The sequence below is a fragment of the Xanthovirga aplysinae genome (assembly GCF_009711365.1).
GTDB classification, from domain to species: Bacteria; Bacteroidota; Bacteroidia; order Cytophagales; family Cyclobacteriaceae; genus Xanthovirga; species Xanthovirga aplysinae.
Map to the genome: position 1 here is coordinate 1 of NZ_SMMB01001210.1, position 11613 is coordinate 11613.

The following is an 11613-nucleotide window of genomic DNA, read 5'->3' on the forward strand; positions in this document are numbered from 1 at the left end:
ATTGGTAGAGTTTTATAATGAGACCCTTGGATTTTGTCCCAATAGTGTTAAAACCATGCACATTAGGCCAAGAATAGCCTATGCTTTTATCGAAATGAATAAGGCTGTCATGGAAAATAAAGGTAGGGTGACTAGTGCTTTAAAACGACTGATTGGCTATGTGAGTAGCCATGCTGCAGGTTGTCAATATTGCCAGGCCCATACGATAAGAGCGGCAGAAAGGTATAGTGCTGAACAGGAGCAATTGGAAAATATATGGGATTATAAAACACATCCCGCTTTTTCTGAAGCTGAAAGGGTAGCGCTGGATTTTGCATTGGCTAGTTCCAGTATTCCAAATGGTGTTGATGATCAGATCTCTGAGAATTTAAGAGCCCATTGGGATGAAGGGGAAATAGTGGAGATCTTAGGTGTAGTAGCCTTATTTGGGTTTCTGAACAGATGGAATGACTCCATGGGAACAGAAATGGAGATGCCAGCCGTTGAATCGGGAGAAAAATATTTAAAGCCTCAAGGTTGGTCAGTGGGGAAACATCAGTATTAGCGGTGTTGTTGTTTCTATTTCTTTTGGAGAAAAAGTAAAAGAACCTAAGCTGAAAAAGTTTCAGCTTAGGTTCTTTTTATTTCAAATGGGTATAGGTATGCCTTTTTACAAAAAGAATATCACTAATCTCTACAATGCCCCAAAGGAATCCGGCATAAATAAGCGGTTTTTGAAGAAATGTTATTAAATGTAGCAGGGATTGGGGCAAATTTATTTGGTATAAATACAGCATGGCCCAGCAAAAGGAGGCAACCAATAACAGGCTGATCAAGAACAAAACTTTAAAGGCGAATTGTTTAATGGCATTCTTTCGTTCAATTTTAATAAGTACCTGATTGGAGAAATCTTCGGACAAAGACAAGTTTGGGGCTTCATCAAGACTCGTAAAAAGATTGAAATAGAGTTCCTTTTCCCTGGAGTCCAAACCTTCTGACTTATTTTGAGGAACACTTGTTTCTTTTAAATGCTCCTCTACCAATTTTTGAATTGCCTCGTCATCAAATGACTTCATAGTATTTCCTCCTTAAGACTATAACTTTCTAAGTTTTTCTTTAATATTTTTCTAGCCCGAAACAAATAATTTTTTACGGTTCCTTCTGGAAGTCCGGTCACTTTCCTAATTTCTTGGTAATTCATTTCCTCCAGATGGTATAAGGTTAGAATGGTTCTATAATGTACTGGAAGACCTTTTATTTGTTGATGTACTATTTTTGTGATATCTTTTTTTGAGTACAGTGTTTCCGGATCTGTTTCCGCCGTTTGCAAATTATCCTCAGAGAGTTGGTCAGCTGAGGAGCGTTTATTTTTCTTTGCGTGGTTGATGGCTGTTCGGTAAGCAATTGTTGCAATCCAGGTGGAAAGTTTTGACTGAAACTTAAATTTGGATAACTGCTCATAGACCTTAATGAAGATTTCCTGGCAAAGATCTTCCAATTCATGATCATCCTGGATGATCCGTGCGGCCATATGGAGAACCAAACGCTGATATTGGTTTACCAGCAATTTGAATGCCTCCTTATTTCCATTCAATATACTTCCTACTAAAGTCCTTTCGTCAATCATCAAGCCATTGGACAACAAACTTTCTCAAAATGTTGCAGGCTAAATGTAACTATTTTTGATTTTTTATTTAGAGTAAATTTTTATGTTTTGAGTAATCCTATAAGAAGTTCAGATAAAATAAATAGTTATTGAATGTAATATGAAGTTAAAACCGTGGTCTTAGAAAATTGTGGAGGTGTGGATTAGTCTTTGTTCCGGTTAAATTGGTGATAGATTGTCTAGATTTACTTCCTAAAAAGGCTTGTACTTTATTAGAAAGTAAAGGCTCTTTGTTAAAAGTTGGAAGGGTGAGGCTTGATGCTGTCTCTTTAGGCTTATGGATGATTGTTTGTGTTGCTTTTAGGCCAACTGGGGTGATTCATTCTATTGTTTTGAAAAAAATTGGAAAGACCTGCAACATTATTTGATCCGGTAGTGTCTCATTGAGTGAATTTGAAAACAATTGTTCATTTAAATAAAAATATCATGACCGAAGGAATTTCTGCAGCACTTATTATTTTCGTGGCTTTTTATGGCATTAGTATAGTGATTAAGGCGATAACTTCTTACCAGTTTAAAAAGAGTGTATTAAATTCTGGGTCTTTAGATGTGGGAAATTTGAAGGATACACTTAGTCTTTTGGAGTCTAATCGAAAGCCCAACAAGGAGAATGCATTAAAGTGGGGATTAATTATGCTTTTTGGAGGTGCTGGGTTAATTTGGCTTGATGTCTATGGTTTTGACCGTTTTGATGAAAATTCCTTAATGACCTATGGCATTGAATTGGCTTTTATTGCTGGAGGATTTCTAAGTTATTTCTTTATCCTTAAAAGCCAGGAAAAAAAAGCCTTGAAGAATAGGTAGAGAAATTACGGACCCAAGTGATAAAAAAACCTCCTCATTTTAAATGAGGAGGTTTTTCCTTATTTTACATTCACATGTCTCTCAGCATGGTAAGAAGAACGAACCAAAGGTCCTGATTCTACATATTTTATCCCTCGTTTTAATCCCTCTTCTTTATAATGTTCAAACAAATCAGGGTGAATGAATTCCGCTACCTCAATATGCATTTTAGTAGGTTGGAGGTATTGTCCCAAAGTGAGCACATCTAAATTTACCTCTGCTAAATCATCCATGATTTTATAGACTTCGTCTTTGGTTTCTCCTAAGCCAAGCATAACTCCAGTTTTGGAAACCGATTTGCCATATTCTTTAATTCGTTGTAATTCCTCCAGGCTTCTTTTGTATTTGGCCTGCGGGCGCACTCTTCGATAAAGGCTTTCGACCGTTTCCATGTTATGAGAAACTACTTCCTGTCCTGCACTTATCATGCGATATAATGCATCCCAATTTCCTTTTGTGTCTGGAATTAACGTTTCAATGGTAGTTTCTGGACTAAGTTCTTTGACTTTTACCACTGTCTGATACCAGATTTCAGCTCCTCGGTCTTTTAATTCGTCTCGGTTTACAGAAGTGAGCACCGCATGCTTGATCCCCATTAATTGGATAGCTTCTGCAACTCTTTTAGGTTCTTCTTCATCATATTCCGGTGGTCGGCCAGTAGCCACAGCACAAAATGAACAGCTTCGCGTACACACATTACCCAAAATCATAAAAGTGGCTGTACCAGCACCCCAGCATTCACCCATATTGGGGCAATTCCCACTTTCACAAATGGTGTGTAACTTATTTTTATCAACAATTTTTCGAACATTGGCATATTCCTTTCCTACCGGAAGCTTCACCCTTAACCAATTGGGTTTTTTGGGTCGTTTTGTTGATTCTTCTGAAATGACGGGTAATTCAATCATCTGTCTAATTATTAAATGATTAGTTTTACTGACAATCAGCAAAAATGAAATTGAAGAGCAAGTTATAGAGGGGATAAATAGATTTATACCTTTTACCAACTCAACAACCAGATTTTATCATAGAAATTGACTTTATTTATTAAGAACAATTTCATTAATCACAGCTAACCTAATTGAACTCAAAAAATCAAAAAAAGATTCAAGAACTTTTAATTGACTAAAAATGGCTGATCGAATTGACCAAGCAATTCCTTTAAAAATGTTCCCTGATAAAGGGAAACTTATTAGGTTCTAAGGCTTTGATTTTTAGCTCTTCAACAAAAATCAGACAAAATTACAAACTAAAGTGATCAAATGATAAACAATTTATGCTTATCTTCTGCGGCCATAATAAAGAGTGAAGAAGGCGGAAGGGAATAAAAAGTTATTTTTTATGGTTTCAATATCCGACATGATCTCAACTCTTTTGGAATAGGCCTCTACCATAAAGCCGATTTCAAAACCTGTCACATTACTTTTAAAAGTACCTAATTCCATATTCAGGGAAGTTTTGTAATGCGCTCCAAATCGAATTTTTGAATTGCTTAGGCCTTGCAACATGGACCCTGTTCCAATTACATTGCTATAGGTGGTATGAATAGAAGGGTCAAAAGGAACCAATTCATTGGAGTTATAGCGGATAAAATAGGGGGCAAGTAAACCAAATGTAGGGCCTCCTGCAAAAATTGCATTGATCTGAACTCCTTGTTGTGGTGCCTTACGAAAAAGGGTGTATTCCCTTCCATATTGCCCTCGGATGGCAAAAAGGTAATTTACTTTTTGCCAAACAAAAGTACCCCCTTGGGGAGAAGGTATAGCCTTTTCTTTATTATGTCTTACTTCAACTATCTCCACTCCATAAATTTCAAAAACATTTGGTTTTATTGCTTTACCGTACTTAAAAATAATTCCTCCAATAAGCCCACTGTTGGTGTTGGTGGTTAATCCACCAATATATTCCCGATCATATTCATAATCATCGGTCAATTGTGCCTTACATAAAAAGGGTGAAAGAAGAAAAATAAGGAGGAGGCAGGTTTTTAGATTCATAGAATTCAATTGTCATACTTAGAAGTTCAATTTAAATAATAAAAAAATTAAGGCGAAATTTAGTTTGGTATTTTATACAAATAGAGGAAAGTGTTTGTTTTAGGGGTTAAATTGTTAAGGTTTAATATTGAGGTGATTAAGTGATATATTCCCTGACTTTAGTTTTTTGAAAGTATTACTTTAATTAAATACTGGGGGTAAAAGCTATTTCCGAAAACCCAAGAATAAAGTGAGAAAGGCTGAAGGATAAATGTTCTTATTTTCGTTAACAGGCATAATGGGCAATTTCCCTAGGAAGGCGTCTACCAGAAAACCTACTTCAACGCCCACTACATCGTCACGGGCCGAACCAAATTCAAAGGTTACTGATGCCTTCATATTAGCTCCTAATCGTAATTTGGATTGAAAAATACCTTGCAAGGGATATCCTGTCCCGGCAATACTGGATGGGTTTGTGTGCTCATTAGGATTAAAATGTACACTTTTATAGGTAAAAGATCTTCCTTGCCGGTAAAGAATGTAATATGGTGCCAATATGCCGAGGGATGGCCCCGTAGCAAATTGGACACTGGTTTGTACGCCTCTGAAATCTCCTTTCTTAAAGAGTACCTCTTCTCTTCCATATTGAAAACGAAGGGAGTATAGGTAGTAACTTTTTTGCCAGATAAAGGTTCCCCCTGTTCGGGGGTTAAAGTAACGAACTTCCTTGGGATGCTTTATATTAACCAGCTCTATTCCATAGATTTCAAATATCTGGTCGGTTAAATTATTTCCATATTTGAAGGTAAATCCGGATAGAAAACCAGCATCTGTACTTTTTCTAAACCCAAATAAATATTCCTGCTTATAAGTATAATCCTCCTCCGTTTCCTCTTCTTGAGAATAAACTTTTTTGGGGCAAATTAAAAAGCTTAAAACCAAAAGAAAACTAAGGAGAAAGTGATTAATGAGCCGATTTTGGAATTGCTTCATAAAGAGAGTTCAGAACACACACTAATGGGCATTTATACCCATTATTCTCTTTGGTAACATAAAATGATTTCAAAAAAGTTTGGTAAGGTAGAAGTTGGTAGGAAATTGATAAATATGTAAGGTTGCCATTCATGAGCAACTACAATGACAAAACAAAAAGATAAAGTTTCTTATGGGTAACTTTATTGTGCAAAACCTTGTGCATAAAAAACAAAAACCCTCTCTACAAATTGTAAAGAGGGTTTTTGCAAGTTAAGTGTAGCCCCGACAAGAATCGAACTTGTATCTAAAGTTTAGGAAACTTCTATTCTATCCATTGAACTACGGGGCCAGAAGTTGAATAGGGAAAAACGTTTAAAAAGTAATTTTTAAACTTGTATTGCCCCATTTTCCAAATTAGAGTCCGAAAGTAAGAGATTAATAGGCTTTTTTCAAATAGTTGGGAAAAATCGTAAAGTGTTTTTCTTGTACTTTATAAAAAAAGGCCTCCCTCAATTCATCAATATTTTGTTTCTTTTCCGCTGAAATAAAGACTGTTGTGTCGTCCTGTTTGCTCATATAAGTTTCTTTCAATTTTTCAAGCGTTAACAGGTGCTCTTCACTTTCTTCAGTTTCAATTTCATCCTCATTTTGAGGCTCTGGTTTTTGAGGCATCAAATCGATTTTGTTGAATACTAAAACTGTTGGCTTGTTTCCGGCCTTGATCTCAGAAAGGGTTTCATTGACAATTTCCAGTTGATCTTGAAAATATTCATGGGAAACATCCACTACATGCACCAGGATATCTGCCTCACGGATTTCATCCAGGGTAGATTTGAAACATTCTACCAGTTGATGTGGTAATTTTCGAATAAATCCAACCGTATCGGTCAATAGAAATGGGATTTCATTGATTACTACTTTTCGAACGGTGGAGTCGACGGTGGCAAACAGTTTATTTTCCGCAAAAACATTTGATTTGGACAGCAATCGCATAATGGTTGATTTCCCCACATTGGTATATCCAACCAGGGCTACACGGACCATTTTTCCCCGATTCTTTCGTTGGGTAATGCTTTGTTTTTCGATTTTATCGAGCTTCTTACGCAACAAAGCAATTTTATCGCGAACAATCCTACGGTCCGTTTCCAGTTCGGTTTCTCCTGGACCTTTCATTCCAATACCTCCTTTTTGTTTGGAAAGGTGAGTCCACATCTTAGTCAGACGTGGCAATAGATACTGGTATTGGGCTAATTCAACTTGTGCTTTTGCCTGAGCGGTTTTGGCCCTGAGCGAAAAGATATTTAGAATTAACAGGCTACGGTCAAGAATTTTACACTTGAGTGTATTTTCCAAGTTGCGCACCTGAGAAGGGGAGAGGTCATCATCAAAAATTACCATATCCACTTTATGATGCTTTACAAAGGCGGTGATTTCCTCTAATTTTCCTTTTCCAATAAAGGTCCTAATATCAGGTTTTTCCAGTTTTTGGGTAAACGTTTGGAGGGTTTTGGCTCCTGAAGTTTCTGCCAGGAAAGCCAGCTCCTCCAAATATTCTTTTGCTTGTAAAGAACTTTGATCTTTATGAATAAGTGCCACCAAAACAGCTGTTTCTTGTGCAGCGGCAGTAGAAAAAGTTTTTGTCATTTAATTATTTCCTCATCGTTTGCAGATATCCCGTAAGGGCATTTACCTGCTCCTCATCCAACTCCTTGAAAGAAGGCATTACTTTCTTTCCCTTCAGAATAATTTGCTTTTGTTCACCAACAGTCAATTGGCTTTCTGTTAAATCTGTAGCTTTGTACAGCCCTTTTTTGCCATCTTCACCGTGGCATTCTACACATAATTTTTTGTAGAGCTCTTCTCCATATACTAATGCTTCTGCCCCTCCATTAGATAACGTTTTTTCTGGAGTAGAAAGCACAACTTTGTCTTTTTTGAACTTATAACTTTGAGTTTCGGCTACTCCATAAATATAGGCGAAGATCAATAGCGAAGCAACGGCTAGCAACTTCTTCTCACGTTTAAGTCCCACAATTCCCAAGGGGATGGCAATAAACACCAAAATGATTTTAACTACCATGTAAGTGGGAATACCAGATTTTAAGGTAAGCATATAGCCACCGGTTAATAAAATAGTGACTCCTAATATGATATCAAGCACTTTAGTTTTTTCCCTTATCTTGGCCAAGGTATTTTCCTTGTTTGCTAAAAGTAGTAATGTTTTGATCAGCAGAAAAAATAAGAAAAAAGTTACTGCGGTCACATGCAAATGAAGCATTCCGGTTTCCATAGGATTTCGTCTGTATAGTTTTGACGCTGAGTGAAAAAATCAACCAAAATTAACTTAAACCAACATAGGAATAAAAGGTATTTCTGATTTTAAGCTTTTTATTAGTTGAAATATTCAAAGCGGCCTAAAAATTTAATACAATAATAGGGTATTATGCCCTCAAATAAAAAAAATCACTATGATTCTCTGGTTTTGATTGAATGAGGGATTTTTAACCATGATTATTCTGATTTGAATAATTGTGGGGTTTCTATTTTACCTTGTTGAATTTGTTAATAGTTATTTATTTTGCTGAGTTCAGCCATAGATCCTGTACTCTTTTAATTCGGAAAATCAGGGATCAGAAATAATTCTAACAAATCAATTAATCAAAGTCATATTGTGGGTTTTGCCACATATAACCTTTGATTCGACCAGGGGTTAAGTAAAACTTGTTGATATATAAGTGGGAATGATAAAGGCGGCCTTCTTTTCTGAGGGTTTTTGCCCAATCATAAAGTTGCCAACCCAAGCCTTGCGTTATTGTTCTTCTATCGGTGTTTTTTTCGAATTGGGCGCGAAATTCCAGGGAAAACAAGTACTTTATCCCCAAAGCAATGATTTCTTCTCTTTTTAGTGATTTATAATGCAGGATGTGTGCCAATTCATGCCCCAAAACACCAACCTGAGCATTTAAATGAAGGTTTTCCAGGAGGGCGTGATCGTATCCCGGTATTACTTTTTTACTTATTCCAATTACGTATTTCCAATGTTTATTTCCTTTATGTAGACTCTTGATGTTTGGAATTGAATAGAATGGGGAAGAAGAATTTGTTAATACAAAGTCAATATGATCCTCCTTTAATTCAGGATAATATGATAATGCTATTAAAATGGGAGTCTCGTATTGTTTAGGGAAAGTTTTATGTTTTCCGTAAAGCATTTTTAGGCTGTCAATAGAGATGCATTGGGGTGAGAAGTTTTTTTTAATCAATTTGGTTTGAGTAGTATTATCCTTCGGGTCGTCGTTTTTTTTAAGCAAACTGAAAGAGTTGTCTTGTGAATTAGAAGGACTGAAAAAACAGTTAAAGGCTAACAAACAAAAATGAAATAATAATGTTTTTTCTTTTCTCATCCCCACTTTCCCCAAAGGTTTCCACCAGACAGTATTTGGATAAAGACAATTTCTTAAGACTATTTGTTTTTAAAGGCAAGGATTTTTGTGATAAAAGTATCAACAAGGAAAAGAAAACTTCATAATTTGCCTATACCAACTTTAGGGGGGATAGGAATATTTCTTGGTTTTTTTTATTTCTGTCTTTTTTTGGATAAACTCATATTCCGTCCAATTGAAAAGTTGGAGTTACTTATCTTTTTCCTTAATGGTTTTGTTCCTTGTGGGTTTGATAGATGACCTAAAAGAGGTATCGGCAAATAAAAAATTGATTTTTCAGCTGCTAATCGCCACTTTGACCGTGCTAGGAGGTACTCGATTGGTGAGCTTTCATGGTTTTATGGGTATTGGCGAACTTCCTCTTTTTTTTCAGTATAGTCTCTCTATTTTAATTATTGTGGGTTTAATTAATGCCTATAATCTGATTGATGGAATGGATGGATTGGCGGCCGGAATTGGATTAATCAACTCTTTGGCTTTTTTTACAATATTTATTTTAAAGGCTGAAATGTTTCTTGCCACTCTATCGCTTAGTTTTGGTGGAAGCCTTTTGGCCTTTTTATTTTTTAATTTTAATCCTGCCAAAATTTTTATGGGTGATACCGGTTCCCTGATTATAGGCTTTATGATGGCTGTTTTTGCCTTTAATGTCCTTTCTCCAGGGCCAGAGGGGTTAATTTCCTATATGGAGCCCCAACACCTTATGGTGGTGGTTTTTGCCATTCTTATGCTTCCAGTTTTTGATAGTCTTCGGGTGTATTACCAACGGATCCGAAAAGGAGGGAGTCCTTTTCAAGCAGATCAAACCCACATACATCATTTGTTGCATTTGTCTGGATTAAAAGTAAAAATGGCAGTAGCTGTTATTTACTTGGCAAATTTTGTGTTTATAGGTTTCTCATTTCTAATCCGTCCATTGAATATGGAACTGGGTGTTTTAATGTTAATAGCCCTTTCCGTTGGAAGTTACAAAGCATTTACTATTCTTTTTAAACCTTTTGAGAGAGACCCTAATGAAATAAGATCTAAATTGACCCTTACCTCTGAAATTAAGTCCGATGAGCAGATGGAAAATGGAAGGAAAAATGAAAAGACATTAATGGAGAATGTCGTTCAATAAGGGGCTTTCTCTTCTTCTTGTTTTAGGCGAATAGATATTTGAAGAAAAACCAAAATTCTTAGAGCTCCTCTCTTTGTTCTAATTCACTAATGCATTATAATGTTCAAAACGATTGAGAATATCCTCTACATATTGAACTGGTTCTTTCCCTCTGCAATAGCCTGATTTGGCAATGGGATCGTTGTAGTAGTTAGGATCCGATTTTTTTAGTAGAAAATGGGCTACATTGTCTTCCCAAGTGTATGGGTTTTTTCCAAATTTTTCTGCCAAGTGCATGGCATCAATCACATGGCCCTGCCCTGCATTGTAAGAGGCTAATACAAACTTAATGCGCTCTTCAGGCTTTACTATTTTTTTGCTCCATAATTTTTCTAACCATTGTAAGTATTTTATGGCTGTTTGTATATTTTCTTCAGGTGAGAATACTTCTTTTCCACCGAAAAGTTTAGCAGTAGGATCCATTAATTGCATTAGACCTTTGGCTCCTGCGGGAGAGATGGCCTTTGGGTTAAATCGAGATTCTTGAAAAGCTTGTGCCGCTAGCAATCGCCAATCCCAGTTTAGTTGTTTGGCGGCTTCCTTTATTAAATGATCATATGGAGATAATTTTTTGGTGAGGGGGTAGTAATAATCACTTTGGGAAATTCTTATGTTTTTAAAATACTTATTGTATAAGTATATAGACTGCGATTTTTTTCTGTTTTCCTTTATCCAATGATTCACAGCAGTTAATAGTTCTGGGGAATTATTTCTTATAGCCCAAACTTTTTTTCTGGGTAATCCAACCTCTGTTTCTATCTTAATATTATTATAATAAACTCGATAGGAGCGGGCAATGTCTTCATTAGTTATGGTATAATCGATCTCTCCGGACGCTACGCGTGCAATTAAAGAAGAGGCAGTTTCTTGCCAGGATGTTTCCACTATTTTTGTCTGAGGAATTATAGATTTTAGGTCTTCTGATAAATTAAAATAATTGGTTCCTTTTGTGACATAAATTTCTTTGGCATTTAATATAGGAATGCTTTTTTTCTGATCTCTATTTACGCTAAAGTTATTCCGTTCCCACAAGAATTTATTCTTTCTTTGTATCAAAACCTGTTTAACTTCTTTGTAGTGGGTGGTGAAGTTAATTTGTGGGTCATCCTTTACTGAATTAAGGTCACAGGCAATAATGTCTCCCTCTCCCTTCTTTAATTTAGAAAGCGCTTCTGCCTCGTTGCCTGCAATTATGAATTGTAATTCTACTTTTAATTCTTGGGCTAAGAGGCTTAATAAATCGTATTCATATCCCATTAAACGCCCTTTATAAAGAAAAAGGCTGTTTGGGTTTTTTCCAATTATGGCAATAAGCTTTCCTCTTTCCTTTATTTGTGCTAGATCAATTTTTATTTTTTCAATAAATGATGGATTAAAGGTTGAGTTAGAGCAGTTTTTATCTGCTCCTGCCTCATATCCAATTAGGATGATCAGACTTAAGGTAAGTAAAAGGACTTTTTGAAAAAGGGCCAACTTTTTAAGGAGATTGAAAGATTGAAATCGCTGATTTTTAAGAGCTTTCATAGGTCCGGAGTTTTAAGGATTGGAGATACTTGCGGGCATTTTTGTAGT

Annotated in this window: 12 protein-coding genes and 1 tRNA gene; 3 read left to right on the top strand and 10 right to left on the bottom strand. The window is 36.0% G+C overall.

Features of this window, described 5'->3' with window-relative positions; genetic code table 11:
- Window positions 1–544, top strand: a 544-nt coding sequence (locus tag E1171_RS17030) for a carboxymuconolactone decarboxylase family protein (RefSeq protein ID WP_222931531.1), incomplete at its 5' end; no start/stop codon positions are given.
- Window positions 545–620: 76 nt separating this feature from the next.
- Here E1171_RS17030 and E1171_RS17035 read toward each other — a convergent pair.
- Together E1171_RS17035 and E1171_RS17040 are read right to left on the bottom strand one after the other, a co-directional pair.
- Entirely contained in the window at window positions 621–1055 is a 435-nt protein-coding gene (locus E1171_RS17035) for a hypothetical protein (RefSeq protein ID WP_155207260.1), read from the bottom strand.
- Window positions 1052–1606, bottom strand: coding sequence for an RNA polymerase sigma factor (locus E1171_RS17040; protein WP_155207261.1), 555 nt, complete (start codon window positions 1604–1606; stop codon window positions 1052–1054). The genes E1171_RS17035 and E1171_RS17040 overlap by 4 nt, the downstream gene beginning before the upstream one ends.
- Window positions 1607–2071: 465 nt before the next feature.
- Between E1171_RS17040 and E1171_RS17045 the strand changes: the two genes are divergently transcribed.
- Window positions 2072–2449, top strand: a complete 378-nt coding sequence (locus tag E1171_RS17045) for a hypothetical protein (protein WP_155207262.1) — start codon at window positions 2072–2074, stop codon at window positions 2447–2449.
- 59 nt (window positions 2450–2508) lie between these two features.
- On the opposite strand, the gene lipA is transcribed toward E1171_RS17045, so the two are convergent.
- The 7 genes from lipA to E1171_RS17080 form a co-directional block, all read right to left on the bottom strand.
- Window positions 2509–3396, bottom strand: a complete 888-nt coding sequence (gene lipA / locus E1171_RS17050; protein ID WP_155207263.1) for a lipoyl synthase — start codon at window positions 3394–3396, stop codon at window positions 2509–2511.
- Between the two features lie 372 nt (window positions 3397–3768).
- The gene (locus tag E1171_RS17055; RefSeq protein WP_155207264.1) at window positions 3769–4485 is read right to left on the bottom strand and encodes a hypothetical protein; all 717 of its coding nucleotides are present in this window, start codon (window positions 4483–4485) and stop codon (window positions 3769–3771) included.
- 204 nt (window positions 4486–4689) lie between these two features.
- Complete coding sequence (locus tag E1171_RS17060; RefSeq protein ID WP_155207265.1) at window positions 4690–5457, bottom strand: hypothetical protein; 768 nt, start codon at window positions 5455–5457, stop codon at window positions 4690–4692.
- A gap of 259 nt (window positions 5458–5716) precedes the next feature.
- Window positions 5717–5788, bottom strand: a tRNA-Arg gene (locus E1171_RS17065).
- Window positions 5789–5874: 86 nt separating this feature from the next.
- Window positions 5875–7083 carry a GTPase HflX gene (gene hflX, locus E1171_RS17070; protein ID WP_155207266.1) on the bottom strand — a complete coding sequence of 403 codons (1209 nt, stop codon included), beginning with the start codon at window positions 7081–7083 and terminating at the stop codon, window positions 5875–5877.
- A gap of 4 nt (window positions 7084–7087) precedes the next feature.
- Window positions 7088–7729 carry a SirB2 family protein gene (locus E1171_RS17075; RefSeq protein WP_155207267.1) on the bottom strand — a complete coding sequence of 214 codons (642 nt, stop codon included), beginning with the start codon at window positions 7727–7729 and terminating at the stop codon, window positions 7088–7090.
- Window positions 7730–8093: 364 nt separating this feature from the next.
- Complete coding sequence (locus tag E1171_RS17080) at window positions 8094–8651, bottom strand: hypothetical protein (RefSeq protein ID WP_155207268.1); 558 nt, start codon at window positions 8649–8651, stop codon at window positions 8094–8096.
- A 406-nt stretch (window positions 8652–9057) separates the two neighbouring features.
- Here E1171_RS17080 and E1171_RS17085 point away from each other — a divergent pair, with 406 nt between their 5' ends.
- Entirely contained in the window at window positions 9058–10002 is a 945-nt protein-coding gene (locus E1171_RS17085) for an MraY family glycosyltransferase (protein ID WP_281347215.1), read from the top strand.
- Window positions 10003–10080: 78 nt separating this feature from the next.
- Here E1171_RS17085 and E1171_RS17090 read toward each other — a convergent pair whose 3' ends face one another.
- Window positions 10081–11565, bottom strand: a complete 1485-nt coding sequence (locus tag E1171_RS17090; RefSeq protein ID WP_155207270.1) for an MltF family protein — start codon at window positions 11563–11565, stop codon at window positions 10081–10083.
- Between the last annotated feature and the right edge of the window lie 48 nt (window positions 11566–11613).